Annotated in this window: 19 protein-coding genes; 4 read left to right on the top strand and 15 right to left on the bottom strand. The window is 68.0% G+C overall.

The genetic code is table 11. The features are described 5' to 3' along the window. Positions 1-49 precede the first annotated feature (49 nt). Positions 50-1,519: an NAD-dependent succinate-semialdehyde dehydrogenase gene (locus K32_RS04130; protein WP_201402810.1), complete on the top strand. Its 1,470-nt coding sequence runs from the start codon at positions 50-52 to the stop codon at positions 1,517-1,519. 6 nt (positions 1,520-1,525) lie between these two features. On the opposite strand, the gene K32_RS04125 is transcribed toward K32_RS04130, so the two are convergent. The 7 genes from K32_RS04125 to K32_RS04095 are packed head-to-tail and all read right to left on the bottom strand — an operon-like array spanning position 1,526 to position 8,721. After that, a complete protein-coding gene (locus K32_RS04125) occupies positions 1,526-2,395 on the bottom strand; it encodes a sulfurtransferase (RefSeq protein ID WP_201402809.1) in 870 nt (289 codons plus the stop codon). Next, positions 2,392-3,456, bottom strand: coding sequence for a branched-chain amino acid ABC transporter permease (locus K32_RS04120; RefSeq protein WP_201402808.1), 1,065 nt, complete (start codon positions 3,454-3,456; stop codon positions 2,392-2,394). Before K32_RS04120 ends, K32_RS04125 begins: the two co-directional genes overlap by 4 nt. After that, positions 3,453-4,364 carry a branched-chain amino acid ABC transporter permease gene (locus tag K32_RS04115; RefSeq protein ID WP_201402807.1) on the bottom strand — a complete coding sequence of 304 codons (912 nt, stop codon included), beginning with the start codon at positions 4,362-4,364 and terminating at the stop codon, positions 3,453-3,455. The genes K32_RS04120 and K32_RS04115 overlap by 4 nt, the downstream gene beginning before the upstream one ends. Then, the gene (locus tag K32_RS04110; protein WP_201402806.1) at positions 4,361-5,086 is read right to left on the bottom strand and encodes an ABC transporter ATP-binding protein; all 726 of its coding nucleotides are present in this window, start codon (positions 5,084-5,086) and stop codon (positions 4,361-4,363) included. Before K32_RS04110 ends, K32_RS04115 begins: the two co-directional genes overlap by 4 nt. Beyond that, positions 5,070-5,831, bottom strand: coding sequence for an ABC transporter ATP-binding protein (locus K32_RS04105; RefSeq protein WP_201402805.1), 762 nt, complete (start codon positions 5,829-5,831; stop codon positions 5,070-5,072). Before K32_RS04105 ends, K32_RS04110 begins: the two co-directional genes overlap by 17 nt. Then, the gene (locus K32_RS04100) at positions 5,816-7,018 is read right to left on the bottom strand and encodes an ABC transporter substrate-binding protein (protein WP_201402804.1); all 1,203 of its coding nucleotides are present in this window, start codon (positions 7,016-7,018) and stop codon (positions 5,816-5,818) included. The genes K32_RS04105 and K32_RS04100 overlap by 16 nt, the downstream gene beginning before the upstream one ends. A 32-nt stretch (positions 7,019-7,050) precedes the next feature. Continuing rightward, positions 7,051-8,721 (bottom strand): FAD-dependent monooxygenase, encoded by a 1,671-nt coding sequence (locus tag K32_RS04095; RefSeq protein WP_201402803.1) that lies wholly within the window; start codon positions 8,719-8,721, stop codon positions 7,051-7,053. Positions 8,722-8,881: 160 nt separating this feature from the next. Here K32_RS04095 and K32_RS04090 point away from each other — a divergent pair, with 160 nt between their 5' ends. Both K32_RS04090 and K32_RS04085 read left to right on the top strand, forming a co-directional pair. Continuing rightward, positions 8,882-9,493 carry a glutathione S-transferase family protein gene (locus K32_RS04090; RefSeq protein ID WP_201402802.1) on the top strand — a complete coding sequence of 204 codons (612 nt, stop codon included), beginning with the start codon at positions 8,882-8,884 and terminating at the stop codon, positions 9,491-9,493. Between the two features lie 205 nt (positions 9,494-9,698). Beyond that, positions 9,699-10,361: a GntR family transcriptional regulator gene (locus K32_RS04085; protein WP_201402801.1), complete on the top strand. Its 663-nt coding sequence runs from the start codon at positions 9,699-9,701 to the stop codon at positions 10,359-10,361. A gap of 68 nt (positions 10,362-10,429) precedes the next feature. Here K32_RS04085 and ggt read toward each other — a convergent pair whose 3' ends face one another. Genes ggt through K32_RS04060 form a run of 5 tightly spaced genes read right to left on the bottom strand, consistent with a single transcriptional unit; the run spans position 10,430 to position 15,409 of the window. After that, positions 10,430-12,019 (bottom strand): gamma-glutamyltransferase, encoded by a 1,590-nt coding sequence (gene ggt, locus K32_RS04080; RefSeq protein WP_201402800.1) that lies wholly within the window; start codon positions 12,017-12,019, stop codon positions 10,430-10,432. A gap of 23 nt (positions 12,020-12,042) precedes the next feature. After that, a complete protein-coding gene (locus K32_RS04075) occupies positions 12,043-12,714 on the bottom strand; it encodes a GntR family transcriptional regulator (RefSeq protein WP_201402799.1) in 672 nt (223 codons plus the stop codon). A gap of 24 nt (positions 12,715-12,738) precedes the next feature. Then, on the bottom strand, positions 12,739-13,572 hold the full coding sequence (locus tag K32_RS04070; RefSeq protein WP_201402798.1) for an ABC transporter permease: 834 nt from the start codon (positions 13,570-13,572) through the stop codon (positions 12,739-12,741). Continuing rightward, positions 13,569-14,378, bottom strand: a complete 810-nt coding sequence (locus K32_RS04065) for an ABC transporter ATP-binding protein (protein ID WP_244669836.1) — start codon at positions 14,376-14,378, stop codon at positions 13,569-13,571. The genes K32_RS04070 and K32_RS04065 overlap by 4 nt, the downstream gene beginning before the upstream one ends. Continuing rightward, positions 14,375-15,409: an ABC transporter substrate-binding protein gene (locus K32_RS04060; RefSeq protein ID WP_201402797.1), complete on the bottom strand. Its 1,035-nt coding sequence runs from the start codon at positions 15,407-15,409 to the stop codon at positions 14,375-14,377. The genes K32_RS04065 and K32_RS04060 overlap by 4 nt, the downstream gene beginning before the upstream one ends. A gap of 148 nt (positions 15,410-15,557) precedes the next feature. Between K32_RS04060 and K32_RS04055 the strand changes: the two genes are divergently transcribed. After that, the gene (locus K32_RS04055) at positions 15,558-16,271 is read left to right on the top strand and encodes a fumarylacetoacetate hydrolase family protein (protein ID WP_201402796.1); all 714 of its coding nucleotides are present in this window, start codon (positions 15,558-15,560) and stop codon (positions 16,269-16,271) included. Between the two features lie 433 nt (positions 16,272-16,704). Here the strand turns inward: K32_RS04055 and K32_RS04050 are convergent, their stop codons facing one another. From K32_RS04050 to K32_RS04040, 3 genes are read right to left on the bottom strand one after another with little or no spacing between them, the layout of a single operon-like run. Continuing rightward, positions 16,705-17,586, bottom strand: coding sequence for an ABC transporter permease (locus K32_RS04050; RefSeq protein WP_201402795.1), 882 nt, complete (start codon positions 17,584-17,586; stop codon positions 16,705-16,707). Beyond that, positions 17,576-18,421: an ABC transporter ATP-binding protein gene (locus tag K32_RS04045; protein ID WP_201402794.1), complete on the bottom strand. Its 846-nt coding sequence runs from the start codon at positions 18,419-18,421 to the stop codon at positions 17,576-17,578. The genes K32_RS04050 and K32_RS04045 overlap by 11 nt, the downstream gene beginning before the upstream one ends. Then, complete coding sequence (locus K32_RS04040; protein WP_201402793.1) at positions 18,421-19,578, bottom strand: ABC transporter substrate-binding protein; 1,158 nt, start codon at positions 19,576-19,578, stop codon at positions 18,421-18,423. The genes K32_RS04045 and K32_RS04040 overlap by 1 nt, the downstream gene beginning before the upstream one ends. Between the last annotated feature and the right edge of the window lie 20 nt (positions 19,579-19,598).

The raw sequence follows: 19,598 nt of genomic DNA, 5'->3' as shown, positions 1-19,598 counted from the left end.
TCGGTCGGCGTCAGTCGCCCACCGACCGATTGCCTCAGCGGAGATACCAATGTCCCTGTCCGATCCTGCCTCCAGCGCTCCCTATCCGGCGGAAACGAGGCTCTTCATCGGGGGTAGCTGGCGGCCGGCGGCAGCGGGCGAGCGCCTCCCCGTCCACAATCCAGCCGATGATGCCGAGATCGGGCGCGTCGCCCATGCCCGCGCCGCCGATCTCGAAGCGGCCGTCGAGGCTGCGGCGGCCGGCTTCGCCGTCTGGCGCGTCGCCTCCCCGCCCGAGCGCGCGGGTGTGCTCGACCGCACGGCGGCGCTGCTGGCCGAACGGGCTGAGGCGATCGGCCGGCTGATCACGCTCGAGCAGGGCAAGCCGCTCCCCGAGGCGATCGGCGAGGCGGCCTTCGCCGCCGAGATCCTGCGCTGGTTCGCCGGCGAAGCACGCCGCGTCTATGGCCGCACCATCCCGGCGCGCGGCGGCGCGGCGATCGCCCAATCGACCGTCAAGGAGCCGATCGGCGTCGTCGCCGCCTTCACGCCCTGGAATTTTCCGGTGCATCAGGCGGTGCTGAAGCTCGCCGCCGCCGTGGCCGCGGGATGCTCCATCGTCCTGAAGGGCCCGGAGGAGACGCCCGCCTCGGTCGCCGCCCTGGTCGAGGCCTTCGCGGATGCCGGCCTGCCGGCCGGTGTCATCAACCTCGTCTTCGGCACGCCGGCCGAGATCTCGGCCTACCTCATCCCTCACCCGACCGTGCGCAAGCTCTCCTTCACCGGATCGACCGCCGTCGGACGGCAACTCGCGGCGCTTGCAGGGCAACATCTGAAACGCTCGACGCTGGAACTCGGCGGCCACGCGCCGGTCATCGTCTTTGACGATGTCGACCCCGTCCTCGTCGGCGCGCGGCTCGCCGGCGCCAAGTTCTACAATGCCGGGCAGACCTGCGCGTCGCCGACGCGATTTCTGGTCCAGCGCGGCATCTACAACCGCCTGACCGAGGCCTTCGTGGCAGCCGCCAAGGGCGTCGTCGTCGGCAATGGCGTCGACGCGGGCGTCGGCATGGGGCCGCTCGCGCATCCCCGCCGCATCGCAGCCCTCGAAGGCTTCGTCGCCGACGCGGTGGCGAAGGGTGCGCGACTGGCGCTCGGTGGCAGCCGGATCGGCAATGCCGGCTCGTTCTTCGAGCCGACCGTGCTCCTCGACGTGCCGATCGAGGCGCGCGCTTTCAACGAGGAACCATTCGGCCCGATCGCGCTGTTCCGCCCCTTCGACACCGCCGAGGAGGCGATCGCGGAGGCGAACCGGCTCGAGGCTGGTCTCGCCGCCTATGTCTATAGCGGCTCGATCGCCCGGGCGACGGCCGCCGAGGCGGCGATCGAGGCCGGCATGATCTCGGTCAACCATCATGGTCTCGCTTTGCCGGAGCTGCCCTTCGGCGGCGTGAAGGCGTCCGGCTGGGGCAGCGAGGCCGGCGCCGACGCGGTCGGCGCCTATCTGGTGGAGAAGCTGGTCACGCGGGCCGGGCTCTAGCCCCATTCAGCCGGTTGCCATGGGCAGCGACGGGTCGACCGTCCATTCCTGCAGCGAGTGATCGTAGATGAGCGGCTCCGGGCCGCCCATCCGCGCCAGCAGGAAGGCGATCCACGTCGCCGTGACGCCGCCGCCGCAATAGGCGATCACCGGCTTGTCGAACAGGCCAGCCGCGCGGAACCGCGCCTCGATGACGTCGAGCGGCAGGCTTTTCCCCGTCGCCGGATCGATCGTCTCGGCGCCGGGAAGGCTGATCGAGCCGGCGATGCGGCCGGCGCGCGGCAAGGACGTCGCGCCCTCGCCACGAAAGCGCGCGGCCGGCAGGGCGTTAACGACGCAGCCTGCATCCGAGCCGATCGCCGCGAGCACATCGCTCGCCGTCGCGATCAACGGGCGTGGGGGCCGCGCCGGGAATCGAACAGGCTGAGACGGCGCCGGCTCGCCCGCCTCGACCGGCAGGCCGGCGGCGCGCCAGGCCTTGAAGCCGCCGTCGAGCACGCCGGCCCGGTCAAAACCGTAGAGGCGCAGCACCCACCAGGCCCGCGTCGCCCACCACGGATTGCCGCTGGCATAGAGCACGACGCGGCTGTCCGGGCCGACGCCGAGCCGTTCGACCGCGGCGGCAAAAGCCTCGGGCTGCGGCGCCGTGAAGGGATAGGCGCCGGCTGGGTCGGACAGCTCCGAAACCATGTCGGCGAAACGGGCGCCGGGAATATGCGCGGCGAGGAACTCGGCCCGCTCGGCGATGTTGCGGTCGGGGCCGCCGGCCGGATCCGGCTCGAGGCGCGTGCTGCAATCAAGAATGACCAGATCCGGCTCACCGAGCCGGGCCGCGAGCCATTCGGGATCGACCAGCAGCGGGATGTCGTCGCTCATGGAGAAGTCTCCTCGGATTTGCCGGAACCGGCTCGCGGCCGGCCGATCGGCCAGGTCAGTTCACGGCTGCCATACAGCCCTTCGGGCCGGAACAGCAGAATGACGAGCAGCACGATGGCGAGCGCCGCCTGTTGGCTGCCCGGCGGGAAGACGAGGACATGGCCGCCGATGCCGACACCGTCCTCGAGCAGACGGAGCAGCTCGGTGACGAGCCGAACCAGGACGACGCCTACCACCGCGCCGGTGACGCTTCGCAGGCCGCCGACGACCAGCATGGCAAGCGTCAGGAAGGTCATGTCGAGCCAGAAAACGTCGACCGAGATCGTGCCGATATAGTGGACATAGAGCACTCCGCCGATGCCGATCACGAAGGCGCTGACGAGATGGGCGAGGATGCGGAGCCGCACGACCGGGATGCCGGCCGCGCGCGCCGCCACTTCGTCCTCCCGCGCGGCGCGCAGCATCAACCCGTAGCGCGAATTGCGGAACAGGAAGGCGATAACGATCGCCGCCGACGCCGCACCAAGGGCGACGGGAAGATCGACATAGCGCGGCAGGCCGATGATCGAGGAGGTGCCTGCGGTCCAGCCGTCCCAGGTCTCGTAGACCGCCTTCACCATGGCGAGCACGCCGAAGAGCGCGATGCCGGAAGCAATGCCCGAAAGGCGCATCAGCGGCACGCCGATCACCAGCGCGAAGAGAACGGCGACGAGCCCCGCCAGCAGCGCGGCCGGCAGCACCGGGATGCTGTTGTCGAGGAGAAAGGCCGGCAGGCCCGGCATATAGAAGCTCTTGAGCCCCGAGCAGCAGGTCTGCCATGTCGAGGCATAAGCGGCGACGAGGCCGAAGACGATATGGCCGAACGAGACGATGCCGCTGTTGCCGATGAAGATCTGCAGCCCCACCACGAGGACGACATAGACGAGGAGCTCGGTCACGGTCGCGGGCAGATTGCCGCCGGCTGCATAGGCGACGCCGGAGAGGATGACGAGGCCGAGGATGAGAAGTATGGGGCTCGCCACCGCGCTGCGGAGACCGGCCTTGTTCGGGGATCGGCTCATACGCGCTCCAGGGACTTCGTCGAGGTGAGGAGGCCGCGCGGCCTGACGAGCAGCACCAGCACGACGAAGGCGAACACGAAGGCGTCGCGGCCCCCGCGCAGATCGGCCGGCAGAACGTGCTGGCAGATCATCGCCACGGCTCCGATCAGGAAGCCGCCAACCGCCGCGCCGACAATATTGCCGAGGCCGCCGACGACCGTGCCGATGAAGGCCGCGAGCACGAGCGGCATGCCCATGCGGTAGTCGAGCGAGCCGGTCTTGGCGACGAGCAGCAGCGAGACGAAGGCCGCGAGCAGGCCCGAGAGCGCGAAGGCGGCGGCGATGATCCGGTTGGCGCGGACGCCGAGAAGGCGCGCCATGCCGAAGTTTTCCGAGGCGGCGCGAAGCTGGATGCCGATCAGCGTGTGGCTCAGCACGAAGTAGAGGGCCGCCATCAGCGCCGCCGCGACACCGAGCGTCACGAGGTCGAGGATGGCGAGGCGAACCCCGCCGAGGACGACGAGACCGGCGAGCGCGCCGCCGATATCGACGCTCTGCGGCCGGCCGCCGACCGTCATCAGGATGAGGTTTTGCAGCAGGTAGCTGACCGCGAAGGAGGCGATCAGCAGCGTCGAGGAATCCGCCCGCCGGAGCGGATGAAAGGCGATCCGCTCGGTGAGGAGGGCGAGGCCGATCGCGACCGCGACCGGCAGCGCGACGGAGAGGACCGCCAGCCCGGCGCCGCCGAGCGAGGCGCCGAAACCAATGGCCGGCAGGAGCAACGCATAGCCGGCCCAGGTGATGTAGTCGCCGAAGGCGAAGTTCACGAGCCGCATGACGCCGAAGACGAGGCCGACGCCGAGTGCGGCGAGCGCATAGAGGGCGCCGAGGCTGATCGTGTCGAAGGCGATCTGAAGGATCTGGTTCATGCGAGGCTCCAGGCCGCCTGGCGCGAGGTGGCGGACGCCGCGAGTTCCGCGCGCAGCGTCGCGCGCGACGCGATGCGCTGGACGCCGCCCGTCTCCAGGATCGCCACCCGATCAGCGATCTCCAGCACGCGGTCGAGGCTCTGCTCGACCACCAGCAGGGTCAGCCCTTCGGCGGCGCGCAGCTCGGCGAGGATGTCGTAGACAGTGTCGACCATCTGCGGCGCGAGGCCGAGGGACGGTTCATCGATCAGGAGCAGTCGCGGCCGGGTCATCAGCGCGCGGCAGATGACGAGTTGCTGCTGCTCGCCGCCGGAGAGGCTTTGGCCGAGGCTGTGCAGGCGATGGCGCAGCACGGGAAAGCGGTCGAGCAGGCGATCAAGGTCACGACGAACGCCGGACCGGTCGCGCCGCGCCGCGGTGGCGACCAGCAGGTTTTCCTCGACGGTGAGCGAGCCGAACACCTCCCGGCCTTCCGGCACGAGGGAAAGGCCGAGCCGCGCCCGCGCCTCCGGCGAGAGCGGGTTCAGGATGGTCTCGCCGAAACGGATCGTGCCGCCGGATGCTGGCCGTCCGCCGGCGATCGCCTGTAGCGTCGAGGTCTTGCCGGCGCCGTTCGCGCCGATGATCGCGAAAGCCTCGCCTTCGCCAACCTCGAAGCTGACGCCGCGCACGGCGGCGATGCGGCCATAGTGGACGGAAAGGTCTTCAACCGAGAGCCGCAAGTCGCCCCTCCCCCGCCCGGCCGAGATAGGCGCGGATCACATTCGGATCGAAGCGCACCTCGTCCGCCGCGCCGACGGCGATCGTCCGGCCGCCGTCGAGCACATGCAGGCGACTGCAAAGCGCCATCACGACCTGCATGTTGTGTTCGATGAGCAGGATGCCGCAGCCGAAGTCGCGCGGCAGGCGCGCGATCAGAGCGATCAGCGCCTCGTTCTCGGCGCCGTTCAAGCCGGCCGCCGGCTCGTCGAGCAGCAGGAAGCGCGGCTTGCCGGCGAGCGCGCGGGCAATGCCGACCCGTCGCTCGTCGCCATAGGGAATGGAGCGCGCTTCCGCCTCGGCGAAGCGCGTGAGGTCGAGGGCTTCCATGAGCTGCTCGGTCCGCTCCGCCGCCGCGCGCCGGGCGACGCCCCGGGCCAGCACGGCCGCGAGAATGTTCTCGCGCACGCTGAGGCGCGAAAAGAGGCGCACGTTCTGGAAAGTGCGCACCACGCCGGCCCGGACGAAGGCGGCGGGATCGCCGGCCTCGACCGGGCGGCCGTCAACGCGAACCTCGCCGTTCCCGGGCTTCGTGAAGCCCGAGAGCACGTTGACGAGTGTCGTCTTGCCGGCGCCGTTCGGTCCGATCAGGCCAAGAATGTCTCCCTCGGCGAGGCCCAGGGAGACATCGGAAAGCACGCGCAGGCCGGAGAAGCTCATCGAGACGGCGCGCGCCTCCAGGATGCCCGCGCTCAGTTCTTCCACCATTCTACATAGTCGCCGGCGGCCGGATCGTAATAGCCGAGCGGCGTCGCCTTGGCGTTGTCGAAGCCGACGATCAGCGTCGCGCGCGAGCGGTTGATGTGCAGATCCGGCGTAAAGGTGGTCGGCCCGACCAGGAGCGGCTCGTCCTTGAACTTCTCCAGCTCGGCGAGGACCTTGGCCGGCTCGACCGAGCCGGCGCGCTCGGCGGCGCGGGCCCAGGCGTAGACGGCGCTGTAGCCGGAGACGGCAAGGCCGCCCGATGCCGGCGGCTTGCCGCCGTTGCGCGCCTTGAAGCGCTCGAGGAAGCTGGCGATTTCCGGACGGGGATCATCGCCGCGCGCCGAGGAATAGGAGCCGTAATAGACCTTGGTCAGCGCCTCGGGCGGCAGCGCGCCGTGCCATTCGTCGCCGTCGAAGCCGACGCCGCCGATCACCGGCGCATCGATGCCGGCCGCCCGCAGCTGGCGCAGCACGGCCGGGAAGCCGGGGGTCACACCGGCGAGGAAGATGAAGTCGGGCTTCTTGTCGAGCGCGGCGAGGCGCGAGACCTGCGCGGCCACCGACGGATCGGCGTTCTTGTAGCTGTCCTCGCCCACCAGCGCGTCAGCGCCGGCGACCTTCGTCCAGCCGGCCTTGAAGCCGCGCGCGAGCGACTTCGTATATTCGAGCGCCGTATCCTCGAGCAGGTAGCCGGTCTTCCAGCCCTGCTTCCTATAGGCCCAATCGGCCAGCAGCGCGCCGGCGCCCTCGGCCTCGGTGGCGAGGGTGAAGACGTAGGGACCGACGGCCTTGTTGCCGAGCTTGATGTCGGCGCCATTGGTCGAGAAGGCGAGCACGCCTTCCTGGTTCGCGACGAGCGCGGCGGGGCCGCCCATGTCGAAATCGGCCGAGACGATGATCGCCTTGGCGCCCTGCCCTGCGAGCTGCGCCGCCGCCTTCGCCGCCTCGGCGCGATCCGTCTTGGTGTCGACATGCACCAGCTTCAGCGGATGGCCGAGCACGCCGCCCGCCTCGTTGATCTCGTCGACGGCGACCTGGGCTGCCGAGACCGGACCCTCGTCATAGGGGGCCATCCAGCCGCTCGACGCGGTGGCGGCGCCGATGATGACCGCCTCCTCCGCCGCGCGGGCGGCAAGCAGCGGAAGCGACGCCATCGCGGCGGCGGTCGCCAGCATTAGGATACGACGCATGCTCTTCTGATCTCCATTTGGGATGACATGTCTCAGGCGGCGACGCTCGCCGGCTCCGGGCTCGCTTCGCCGGCGAGCAGCCGGGAAAGATGCCCGGCGCCGGCGGCGAGGTCAGCCGGCGCCAGCGCGGCGGCGACGATGCGATCGGGCCGCACGAGCAGCCATTTTCCGGCATGGAAGGCGATCGCCTCCGACAACCGGTGATCGGCGAGCGCGGCGGTGACGACGCCTTCGGCGGCGCGCGGCGCGGGCGCCCCTTCAGGCCTGAGCGCCACGCGGCTGATGCGCGCCGGATCGAGGAAGGGATGCCGCAGCGCGCCTGCCGGCGCCTCGGCGACGTCGAGCCCCACGAGCGCGAAACCCGGACCGAGAAGGTCGTCGAGCAGCATCTCGGCGCCGCCATCCGAAACCACGGCCGGGTTCGGCAGCACACGTCCGACCAGGCTCTTCGGATCCGGCCGGCCGTCATGCAGGACGATGCCGGACTTCAGATAGGGCTTCGGGATATAGCGCATGTCGCGGATCCAGCGGCTGAAGGCCGGAATGAGCGAGGCCGCCCCCAGGAACAGATCCCGCGCCATCGTGACGGGCAGCATGCGCGCCGACTGCAGCTTGCCGTTCGCCGTCGCGATCTTGATCGTCTCGACGAGATGCTCGAAGCGCTCCTCGTGATAGCTGTCGAGCAGGGACGGCAGGGCGCGGCCGTGGACGACCTCCGCCAGCTTCCAGCCCAGATTCTTCACGTCGCGCGCGCCGCTGTTCATGCCCTGGGAGCCGAAGATCGGCATGACATGCGCAGCGTCGCCGACGAGATGGACGCGGCCCGCCGACAGGCGCCGCGCGATGCGCGAATGGAACGTGTAGATCGCCTTGCGGATGACGCGGCGAGTGCGGATGTCGTCGCAGATCGGCGCCAGCATGCGGGCGAGCGCCGCATCCTCGAGCAAGGCGGCGTCGTCGGTCTCGTGCTCGTGCAGCGACACCTCGTAGCGCCGGCCGCCGTTCGGCGAAGGCAGGCTGACATAGTTCCGGCTCCAGCCGAGTTTCGTCACCGCGACGGGCGAGGTATCCGGATCCTCGAGCACATCGACCACGATGTGCCGGTCGCCGAACTTCCGCACCTCGTCGAAGGGAATGCCGAGCTTCTTGCGGACGAGGCTGTGCGATCCGTCCGCGCCGATGAGATAGCGGGCGCGCACCCGCGCCTCACCCTCCGGGGTCGCGAGCGTCGCGACCACGCCGTCCGCATCCTGCTCGAAATCGACCAGCTCGTGCCGGAAGCGCGCCTCGAAGGTCGGAAAGCGCTCGCCGCCGGCCAGCAGGATCGCCTCGAATTCGGGCTGGAAAGTCGCCGTGCGGCGCGAATAGTGGTGCTCGGTGATGCTGGGTTCGACATGGCCGACCCGCCAGCCCATCGGCGAATAATAGTCGAACGAGATCGGGTAGACGCCATGGGCGCTGACGGGCGCGCTGAGGCCGAGCGTGGCGAGGAGGCGGAAGAACTCGTCGTCGATGAGCAGCGCCTTCGGGATTTCCGACAGGCCCGGATCCCGCTCGATCAGCAACACGCGGACACCGGCCTGGCCGAGCAGGTTGGCCATGGTCAGCCCCGCCGGCCCGGCGCCCGCGATGAGGACGTCGAACACCACGCCCTGCTCCCCCGAGGCATTGCCGCCTGGATGCTTCCGAACCGCCGAACTCAAGATCATTCCCGCCCGCATGCAGCACCGCGCGCGGAGCGGCGTCAGGCCGTTCCTTGCGCAGGATCAAACTATGCCCCTGAGCATTGTCTAATTGTGTACAATGTCAAGAAATGCGATACTAAGGTCGACCTTGAAATTGAAAGCCGGGACGCGCGCCGCGATGCGACTATTCCATTCCCCAACCTCCCCCTATGTCCGCAAGGTGCGCGTCTGCGCGGCGGAGCTGGGGCTGGCCGACCGGATCGAGCTCGTGCCCGTCACGCCGAGCCGCCTCGCGCCCGATCCCCGGCTCGCCGCCGTCAATCCGCTCGCGCAGGTGCCGACGCTCGTGCTGGAGGACGGCACGACGATCACCGGCAGCGACGTCATCTGCCAGTTCCTGGATTCGATCGCCGGCGACCGGCTCGTCCCCGCCTCCGGGGCCGCGCGGTGGCGGACGCTCAGCCTGCACGGCCTCGCCAATGGCGTCATCGAGACGGCGCAGCTCTACCGCTTCGAGACCGGGCTGCGGCCGGAGCCGCTCGTCTGGTCGGACTGGACGGAGGCGCAGCTTCGCAAGATCCGCTCCGGCCTCGCCGGCATGGAGCAGGCCATACCGGAGCTCGGCGACCGGATCGACCTCGCCGCGATCACCTTCGCCTGCGCCTTCGCCTATCTCGATCACCGCGTACCCGCGCTCGACTGGCGCAGCGAGCAGCCGGTGAGCGCGCACTGGTTCGCCGGCTTTTCATCACGGCCGTCCATGACGGCGACGGCGCCGGTGAACCCATGATCCGGCATGGTTGCAAATCGCGGGTTCCCTCGCGACAAATAGCGAACGCCGCCCATCGACTCGACGGTCGGGAAGCGGGCTCAAATCAAGGGCGAACGAGCATGGCCCGTCTGAGGAGGTTTGGCTGGTGAAATCGAAGGGTCCGGGGGGATTGCACCGGCAGGCGCCGCCAATGTTCCGGGCTGATTGGCCCGGTGGAGAGCCTTTGCGAACGCTCTCCGTCTCCGAGCAGATCGCGCAGCAGATCGGCGCGATGATCATCGCGGGCGAATACGAGCCCGGCGCAAGGCTGGTAGAAGAGCAGATCTCCGCCGATTTCGGCGTCAGCCGCAATCCGGTGCGCGAGGCGTTCCGCATCATGGAGCGGGACGGCTTCGTGTCGATCTCCGCCCGGCGCGGCGCCCAGGTCGTGTCACTGACGCCCGAGGAAGCGAGGGACCTCTTCGAGATCGAGGGGCAGCTCTATGCGCTGATGGCGCGCCGCCTGGCCGAGGCCTCGTCGCGCGAGGCTCTGGAGTTGCTCGACGAAGCCGTGCGCCTGCTGGAGGAGAGCCTCGCCGCCGAGGCGCCGCTCGTCGACTTCCTGGTCGCCATCAACCAGCTCTCGCTGGATCTCGCGGCGCTCAGCGGCAACAACAGCCTGCCGCATGTCATGTCGCTCGTGCTGATCCGGAACCTCGGCTTTACCCGGTCGAGCCTCACCTGTGCCAACCGCAAAGGCAGGCTGATCGCGGGCTGGCGGCGCATGCGGGACGCGATCGAAGCGGCGAATGTATCCGAGGCGGAGAAAGCCGCGCGCGACATCGTCGCGGAACTGGCCTCGGCCGTTATCAAGATCATCCTGCAGGCCGCCGCCCCCGCCCATTGAGGGCGACCGAACGTCGCTCGGCGCGAGCCGGAACGAATTCCGGTTCGCGCCAGAGGCTGGTGGGACCGCTAGTAGCCGAGAGCGATGCCGTCCTTGCGATGGTCCGAGCCGCCAAACAGCGCGCCGGACTGGCGATCGATCCAGATGGCCTGGCAGCCGCCGAGCGGCTCCGTGGCCCAGGTCACCTTATGCCCCATCCGCTCAAGCTCCGCCTTGATCGCCGGGTCGTGCGTGGTTTCAAGCGACAGCTCTCCCTTGAAATGGAAGCTGCGCGGCGCCTGGTTGGCCATCTGCGGATCGAGCCCCCTGTCGAGGATCTGCGACAGGACATGGACATGCCCAACGGCCTGGTACTGGCCGCCCATGACGCCGTAGGACATCACCGGCAGGCCGTCCTTCATCAGCATGGCGGGGATGATCGTATGCAGCGGCCGCTTGCGCGGGCCGATGGCGTTGGGGTGTCCCGGCCGCAGCGAGAAGCCGGAGCCCCGGTTCTGCAGCAGCACGCCCGAACGCGGCGCATAGATGCCGCTGCCGAAGGCCGAGAAGATCGAGTTGATCAGCGAGACCGCGTTGCGGTCCTTGTCCACCACCGTCACATAGACCGTGTCGGGATGGGCGGGAACCTCCCATTCGCCGGGATCCGACGCCAGGCCTAGCCCGATCCGCGACCGCATGGCGCCGATCGAGCTTTCGCTTAGCAGCGCCTCGATGTCGACGGTAACGTGCGCGGGATCGCAGATCACCGCGTCGCGCTGGGCATAGGCGGCCTTGGTCGCCTCGGCCAGCAGGTGAATGCGCTCCGCCTCGCCAAGGCTGGGATCGGCGAGATCGAAGCCGTCGAGGATGCGGGCGATGATCAGCGCCGCGAGCCCCTGCCCGTTGGGCGGGCACTCCAGCAACTGGTAGCCGCGATAGTCCGCGCCGATCGGCGCCGTCTCGATCGGCGCATAGGCGGCGAAATCGTCGAGATCGTGCAGGCCGCCGAGCGCGCGCAGCACGGCGACGATCTCTTCCGCCACCTCGCCCTCGTAGAAGGCCTTCGCGCCTTTCTTGCCGATCGCGCGCAGCGTGGCGGCCAAAGCGGGGGCCGTCATCCTGTCGCCGATGCGCGGCGCGCGGCCGCCCGGCAGGAATTGCGCGCTAGCCGCCGGGTTCGCGGCGACGCGGCCGGCATAGCGCTCCCAGTCATGGAACACGCGCGGGGTGATCCGGTAGCCGTCCTCGGCCGCGGCGATCGCCGGCGCCAGGACGCGCTCCAGCTCGAAGCGGCCATACCGGCCGACCAGATACGCCCAGGCCGCCACCGCGCCCGGAACCGTCACGGCATCCGGCGTCGGCTCCTCGATGACGGAGATCTTGTGCTCGAGATAGTGGTCGAGCGTTGCCGCGGCCGGCGCATGGCCGGAGCCGTTCAGCGCCACGACGGGGCCGGAGGCCGGAGCATAGAGCGCGAAGCAGTCGCCGCCGATGCCGGTCATGTGCGGGTCGACGACGCCCTGCAGCGCCACGGCCGCGACCGCGGCGTCGACGGCGTTGCCGCCGGCGCGGAGTACATCAAGAGCGGCGAGGGTCGCGGCGGGGTGCGAGGTCGCAGCCATGCCGTTTTCAGCCACGGCGACCGAGCGGCCGGGCTGCATGAAGTCACGCAGATACATGGGTCAATTCCGCGAGCTGGAGATCAGGCTTCGATATCGCGCTCGATATATTCGAGCGTGAGCATGTAGTGAGCGACGAGCCGCTCCTTGGCCTCTTCGATCCGGCCGTCGAGGACGGCGTCGGCGATCTGCCGGTGCTCGTCTTCGCCGTGCCGGCGCGGATAGGCAGCGCCAGCCGATACGAAGATGTAGCGCTGGGCATGGTCCATCAGCACTTCGCAGAACTGCAGCAGCCAGGACGAACCGCAATTCGCCAGCAGCGCGACGTGGAAGGCCCGGTGCGCGCCCTCGAACTGCGCGCGCCGCGCCATATCCGAGCTTTCCTCGGTCCAGGGCGAGCGCGACATCCGGTGGAGGGCGAGGACGATCTCCTCCTCCCATTCCACCGTGCGGTTGCGCATGGACTGCTCGAGCGCCAGGCTCTCCAGCCAGCACCGCGTCTTCACCAGTTCGCGCCAGCTCTCGATGCTGATCTGCGGCACGAAGAAGCCGCGCTGGTCGTGGCGGTCCACCAACCGTTCCGACGAGAGACGGTTGAGCGCCTCGCGCACGGGATTGGTGCCGACGCCATAGCGCTGGGCGATGCTGTCGATTGCCAGCTTCTGGCCCGGCTGAAGGTTGCCCCGCAGGATATCGAGCCGCAGCTGGTCGTAGGCCATGGTGGCCGTCGTGGCCTTCTCGGGTTTCAAGCTCACTTGCTCATTCCTTCCAGCGGCCTCTCAGTTGCCATCGCCAAGGGCCGAATCGCGATGCCAGAAGACGAACCGGCGCTGAATCCAAGCCACCACCCCGAATGTGGCAAGCCCCATCAAGCTCAGATAGCAGATGAGCGAGAAGACACGCGGCGTGTCAAGCTGGGAGGCCGCGATCCGGATCAGTTCGCCGAAGCCCTTGCCGCCGCCGACGAGTTCGCCGGTGATGGCGCCGCCGACGACGCCGATCGCCGAGACCTTGAGACCGGTGAAGAAGTGCGGCAGGCCGGTCGGGATCTTGAGCTGCACCAGCGTCCGCCACGGGCCGGCGCCGAGGCTGCGGAACAGCATGCGGGCGTTCTCGTCCGTCGCATGCAGGCCCGCCGCGACACCGACGATGATCGGGAACAGCGCGATGAAGGTCGCGAGCGCCACCTTGGAGGCGATGCCGAAACCGAGCCAGGACAGGAAGAGCGGCGCGAAGGCGACTTTCGGCATGGTGTCGATGGCCACGATCACCGGCATCAGCGCGCGCTCGCCGAAGGCCGTGCCGCCGACGATCACGCCGATGGCGATGCCGATCGCCGAGGCGAGAATGAAGGAAAGCACCACTTCCTGCGCCGTGACCAGGAAGGCGGCGAAGATGTAGCTGCCGGTCAGGATGCCCATGCCGACATAGACGAGATCCTGCGCCGTGCGCGCCGGCGACGGCAGGATGATCGGCGAGACGAGGCCGAGCGCGGTGACCGTCTGCCAGGCCGCCAGGATGATGGCCACGAGCAGCGCGATGGCGAGCGGCCGCGGAATGCGGTCGACGAAAGCGACCTTCTCGCGCCAGACAGTTTCGGGAAAATCGGTCACAGGAAGGCTCCCCTGTCCAGCAGGCCGCGGATTTCGGAGACATAGGCGCCGAAGCGCGGCTCGGTCATCATTTCGAGGGTGCGCGGGCGCGGCAGGTCGATCGGGATCGCCTTGACGAAACGACCAGGGCGCGGCGACATCACATAGACCATGTCCGACAGGATCACGGCTTCCGAGATCGAATGGGTGATCAGGAACGCGGTCGCGTGCCGGTCGGTGCAGATGCGCTGCAGCTCGATGTTGAGAAAGTCGCGCGTCAGCTCGTCGAGCGCGCTGAACGGCTCGTCGAGCAGCAGGACGTCCGGCTCGGTGATCAGCATCCGGCACATCGCGGCGCGCTGGGCCATGCCGCCCGAAAGCTCGTTCGGATACACCTTCTCGAAGCCTTCGAGCCCCACCAGCTTGAGCAGGTCGAGCGCCCTTCCCTCAGCCTGGCGGGCCGCCGCCTTGCCGCGCTGCACCTCGATCGGCAACACGATGTTCTCGAGCGTCGTGCGCCACGGAAACAGCGTCGCCTGCTGGAACATCATGCCCGCCTCGCGGCGGGGACCAAGGACCGGCTTGCCGTTCAGGAGCACGCTGCCGGACGAGGGCGGGACCAGGCCTGCCATGATCTTGAGCAGGGTCGATTTCCCACAGCCGCTCGATCCGATGATCGAGGCGAAGGTGCCCTTGGGCAAGGTCAGGTCGACCTTATCCAGCGCCTGGACCTTGCGGCGCGCGTAGTGCTTGCTGACGCCGCGCAGCTGAAATACCGGCCGGGATTGCTCCCCGGCCGGTCCGATTGCGGATATGCGGTCGCTCACTGCGGCAGGCCCTCGTTCCACGCCGCGACGAACTGGTTGGTATAGGCCTTGTCGAGACCGTCCACCGGCCCCTTCAGGCTGCCCGAAGCGACGAGCGACTTCTCCCACGCCTGCCACTGTTCGGGATGGTTGTAGCCCCAGCCCGTGGAAAGGTCGGTCGGCAGGACGCGCAGCTTGATATTGTCGAACAGCGCCTCAAGCAGCTTGCGATCCTCGGCCTCCTGGGGATTGCCGACGGCCGAGTACTGCAGAACCTTCTCGCGGTTCTCCGGCTTCTGGCCGAAAGCCGCGCCCTTGGCGAGCGCACGGCCAAAACCTTCCATCACCGTGGGGTTGGCGTCGATGAAGGGGCGCATCGCGGCGAAGCCGTTGCCGAAATAGCCCTGGAACTCGACCGGCGTGACGTCGCGCACGTTCATGCCGCGCATCGAGAGAATGGCGGCATCGGCGGTCGCGGCGGCATAGGCATCGATCTCCCCGCGCTGGAAGGCGACGGTGGCCGGGCCGGAATCGCCCACGGTCAGGAAGGTGTAATCAGCGCCTTCCTTCATGCCGGCGGCGTCGAGCATCGAGCGCGCGAAGGAAACCTCGGCGCCATCGGCCGTGCCGATGCCGATCACCTTGCCCTTCAGATCGGTCAGTTGCTGGAACGGTGCGTCCTGCCCCACCATGATGCCGAACTGGCTCTTGGTGAAGTGATTGTAGAACGAGACGATGTCGACGCCCTGCATCCGGGCCGACAGCAGCGGCCCAGGACCCGGCACGCCGATGTCGCCCTGGCCGGCGGCGATCGCCTGCACGACCTGGCCGGATCCGTCGACGGCGCGCACCGTGACCTTCAGCCCCTCATTGGCAAAGTAGCCCTCCCCGATCGCGACATGCATCGGATACTGCCCGATCGCGCCCGGATGCGGCAGGACGACGGTTATCTCCCGAAGTTCCTGCGCGGATGCGCTGCCGATGACCGTAGCCGCCGCCATGGCGGCGGCGAGGCAGATGGCGCCGAAACGCCCACGTCCCTTTTTGAGCATGGTTGTCCTCCCTCTGTAACCCTGACGATCGAATAATGTATGATTATGCGTAGATTGTCAAAATCATATTGATTTAGGATTTTTCCTTCGATATGTGCATGGACATTGGATGATCCAACGTCCAGATGCCGCACAGAAAGGGATGCAGATGGGTACAAGCCAGAATTTCGTCGTCGATGCCGGGGAGCGGCCGAGCCTTCCCGTTCATGGATCGGACGGGCGCTATCCGGTGCGGCGCATCTATTGCATCGGCCGCAACTATGTGGCGCACGTCCGCGAGATGGGCGGCGACGAAAAGCTCGACTTCCCGATCGTGTTCCAGAAGCCGACCGACAGCATCGAGCAGGACGGCGCGGTGCTCGACTATCCGGTGATGACGAGCAACTACCACTACGAGCTCGAACTGGTCGTCGCGATGAAGTCGGGCGGCTACAACATCCCGGTCGACAAGGCACTCGACCATGTCTACGGATATGGCGTCGGCCTCGACATGACCCGGCGCAGCGTCGACGGCCAGTCCGATCGGCCGAACCAGCCCTGGGAACTCGGCAAGGCGTTCGATCGCTCCTGCCCGGTCGGCACGATCTATCCGGTGTCCGAAGTCGGCCATGTCGACAAGGGCAGCATCCGCATGACCGTCGACGGCGAGGTCAAGCAGGACGCCGATCTCGGCATGATGATCTGGACGACGCCCGAGATCATCGCCAACCTCTCGCGCTACTTCGCGCTCGAGGCGGGCGACATCATCCTGACCGGCACGCCGAGCGGCGTCGGCGCCGTCACCACCGGACAGGTCCTGGTCGGCGCGATCGACGGTCTGGGCAGCCTCACCGTCACCATCAGCGAGCCGGCGGGCCAATAACCCGCCACCCCTTCGCCCTACCGCGCCCCGAGACCTTCCGACGGGCAGCAGACCTGGCCAGCCACGCAACGCGCGGCTGGCCTTTTCGTTTGGCCGTGCGTGCATGATCTCCTCCCTCCCCTGGATTGCTCTGTGCGGCATGCTGGCCGTCGCCGATCGGCTTCGCTCGGCATTGCCTCCCAACGAACCGACACTCGCTTCGCCCGAACGCCGCCCGGCACGTCAGCCTGGCACAGGACCAGGAAGCCCGGACGTCCGCGGCTCTCGCTGAGACATTCCGACGACGAGGCACGTTGGCGAGCGTGCATGGCGACGAGCGCCTCGAGCGACCTGCCGATACCCCTCCCGGAACAGCGCCCACAAAAACGTCGCCGCGACAAAAATCACGGCGACGTTGAGTTGGCTCGCGATCGAGCGTGCTGCGCGCGAGGCGTCAGGTGGGTTCCCGCGTCAGCGTTTTCTCGCTCGGCGCCCAGAACAGGATCTTGCGACGCACGAAGGCGACGAGCCTCTGCACTCCGATGCCGATGACGGCCAGGACCACCAGCGCGGCCATCGAGCCCGGTATGTCGAGCGCGGCGTTGCGATTGAGAATGAGCACTCCGAGCCCCGCCTCGCCGCCGACGAATTCGCCGACCACCGCGCCGAGGATCGAATAGATCGCCGCGAGCTCGAGACCGGCGAAGACGAAGGGCCAGGCGCTCGGCAGTTGCACGAGCTTGAACGTCTGCCAGGCCGTCGCCTTCATGCTGGCCATCAGCTCCAGCCGGTCCGGCTCGACGCCGGACAGTCCCGCTGCCGTGTTGATCAGCACCGGAAAGAAGGTGAGCAGCACGCCCAGCACCACCTTGGACTCGAAGCCAAGTCCGAACCACACCGTGAACAACGGCGCCAGCGCCACCTTGGGGACGCTTTGGAGCGCGATGATATAGGGATAGAACAATCGCCGCGCGAAGCTGAATCGCACCACGACAGCGCCCATCACGACGCCCAGAATGGCGCCTCCGACGAAGGAGGAGCCGGCCGCGAGCCCCGTCGCGTAGAGATGCACGTAGAAGCCGTTGGGCGAACCGATCGGCGTGGAGAAGCCGGCGATCAGGGAGCGGAGGATCTGGCTCGGCGTCGGCAGGATATATTCCGGCACCTTGAACGCCCGCACGCAGATCTCGATCACGACCAGCAGGATGACGAAGGAGATCGGCGCGATATGGCGGTTGAGGAATGCCGTCACGCGGTTGGGCCGTGCCTTCGCCGCCGGGGAGGACGAGAGGCGCCCGGCGGCGATGTTCGCCTTGACGGCTGTGTCAGTCGGCATAGGGACGCTCCTGGTTGCCAAGCCCGAGATGCATGCGGATCCGGCGAACCGCCTCGCCGAATTCGGGGGCGAGCATGACGTCGAGATCGCGTGCTCGCGGCAGGTCGATCTTGATGTCGTCGACGATCCGGCCCGGCCGCGCGCTCATCACCAGCACGCGATCGGCGAGGAACACCGCCTCGGGGATCGAATGGGTGATCAGGAAGATGGTCTTGTTGCTTTCCATCCAGATGCGCTGAAGCTCGAGATTCATCGTGTCTCGCGTCATCGCATCGAGAGCGCCGAACGGCTCGTCCATCAGCAGGATGGCCGGATCCGGCAACAAAGCGCGCGTGATCGAGCACCGCTGCTGCATGCCGCCGCTGAGCTCGGACGGATAGGACTGCTCGAACCCGGACAGCCCCGCCATCTTGAGAAGCTTGGCCGCCCGCGCCTCGGCGGCCTTCTTGTCGAGGCCGTAGACCTCGGCGGGCAACATGGTGTTTTGCAGCACCGTCCGCCAGGGCAGAAGGACGGGGGACTGGAACACCAGTCCCACCTTGGTCTGCACGTCGCTCGGCGGCGCGCCGTTCACCAGCAGCGTGCCGTTCGTCGCCGGGATGATCCCGGCGATGATCTTGAGCAATGTGGACTTGCCGCAACCGGACGGCCCGACGACGCAGATGAACTCGCCCTCTTTCGCCGAGAAGGAGATGTCCGTCAGCGCCTTGACCGTGCCCTCGCGGTGCGAGGAATAGACCTTGTCGAGATCCCGGACCTCGATTGCCGGCCGGGCGGGGACGGCGATCGAGGCGGGGGAGATGCCGGAGGTTCCGGCCGCTGCCAACTGGTTCATCACGGAGCCTTGAGTTCGGCGACCCACCGCTGGTATTCGCCCGCATCGACCGGGACCTTGAGCTCGTCGGCCCATTTGCGCAGGGCAGCCTCGTCAAAGTCGTTGATCTTGTCGATCAACTCCGGCGTGTAGAAGACGGAGGGATCGACCTTGCCGGTGAGCCCGAGCATGTCGACGTAACCCGTCCACTGCGCCGGGGTGAACTCGCACCACTTCTCACCCTTGGAGCGGTCGACCGTGACCAGGGGCGCACGCACCTTGATCGAGCGGACACCATTGGCGACGGCGTCATCCAGCGGCACGCCCGCCGGCAGCGCCTCGGGATGCATATGGAAGCTGATCCGCACCGCGGCTTCCGGATTCTGCGTGGCGACGATGATCGACTTGATCATGCCCTGCATGACCTTGGCGGCCGCGTCCTTGTTGCCGTCGTACCAGTTCTTGGCGAAGGCCCAGGTGTAGCCGACGGCCGCCTGTTCGAGGGCGGCGTCCAGCGGCACCTTCTTGAGATCGACCCCGGCGGCGATCAGGTCGGATTCCGCCGTGTCGGAGAGAATGATACCGTCGACCTGGCGCGATCGCAGCGCGGCGGCGGCCTGCTGCTTGGCTCCGACGGCGAGGAACGTCACGGAATCCGGATCGACGCCCGAGTGCCGGAGCAGGAATTTGAGCACCGCCGTGTCGCTCGAGGCGAGGCTCTCGATGCCGATCCGCTTGCCGGCGAGGTCGGCATAGGAGTTGATCGGGCTGTCCGGCAGCACGTCGACCCGCTGGATCAGGCCATGCAGATAGACGCAGGGGCTGACGGCCGGCACGTCGCGGCCTTCGGCGAGGCCGTTCAGCACGATGTCCTGCGTTCCGGTGCTGACGGTCACGCGACCGGCAAGCATGAGGACCAGGTTCTCCGTGCCGCCCTGGGTGCCCATCGTGGTCGCCGCGATATCGGGACCGAACAGGCCGAGCGGCTGGCCGATCCACATATTGGCGATGCCGGGCTGGAAATTGCGGCTGCTCATGCCGATCGTCACCGGCAGCGGATCCGCCGCGAAGGCGGGAGCGACAGCGGCGCCGCCGAGCAGCAGCGCCGCGGCAAGGGCCTTCAACGAGCGTTTGGCGCGGTAGCCGGACGACGGACGCGAAACTGGCGAAATCGACATCTTATTCCCCTCTGATACGA

The sequence above is a fragment of the Kaistia sp. 32K genome (assembly GCF_016629525.1).
Taxonomy (GTDB): domain Bacteria; phylum Pseudomonadota; class Alphaproteobacteria; order Rhizobiales; family Kaistiaceae; genus Kaistia.
Note: the sequence above shows the minus strand (reverse complement) of the source record. Positions and strands in the feature narration are given on the sequence as shown.

Coding starts and splice junctions, on each gene's coding strand:
- K32_RS04060 (WP_201402797.1), bottom strand. CDS start 15,409: ATGCTCAAAAAGGGACGTGGGCGTTTCGGCGCCATCTGCCTCGCCGCC.
- K32_RS04115 (WP_201402807.1), bottom strand. CDS start 4,364: ATGAACCAGATCCTTCAGATCGCCTTCGACACGATCAGCCTCGGCGCC.
- ggt (WP_201402800.1), bottom strand. CDS start 12,019: ATGTATCTGCGTGACTTCATGCAGCCCGGCCGCTCGGTCGCCGTGGCT.
- K32_RS04050 (WP_201402795.1), bottom strand. CDS start 17,586: ATGCCGACTGACACAGCCGTCAAGGCGAACATCGCCGCCGGGCGCCTC.
- K32_RS04055 (WP_201402796.1), top strand. CDS start 15,558: ATGGGTACAAGCCAGAATTTCGTCGTCGATGCCGGGGAGCGGCCGAGC.
- K32_RS04090 (WP_201402802.1), top strand. CDS start 8,882: ATGCGACTATTCCATTCCCCAACCTCCCCCTATGTCCGCAAGGTGCGC.
- K32_RS04045 (WP_201402794.1), bottom strand. CDS start 18,421: ATGAACCAGTTGGCAGCGGCCGGAACCTCCGGCATCTCCCCCGCCTCG.
- K32_RS04120 (WP_201402808.1), bottom strand. CDS start 3,456: ATGAGCCGATCCCCGAACAAGGCCGGTCTCCGCAGCGCGGTGGCGAGC.
- K32_RS04040 (WP_201402793.1), bottom strand. CDS start 19,578: ATGTCGATTTCGCCAGTTTCGCGTCCGTCGTCCGGCTACCGCGCCAAA.
- K32_RS04125 (WP_201402809.1), bottom strand. CDS start 2,395: ATGAGCGACGACATCCCGCTGCTGGTCGATCCCGAATGGCTCGCGGCC.
- K32_RS04130 (WP_201402810.1), top strand. CDS start 50: ATGTCCCTGTCCGATCCTGCCTCCAGCGCTCCCTATCCGGCGGAAACG.
- K32_RS04105 (WP_201402805.1), bottom strand. CDS start 5,831: ATGGTGGAAGAACTGAGCGCGGGCATCCTGGAGGCGCGCGCCGTCTCG.
- K32_RS04100 (WP_201402804.1), bottom strand. CDS start 7,018: ATGCGTCGTATCCTAATGCTGGCGACCGCCGCCGCGATGGCGTCGCTT.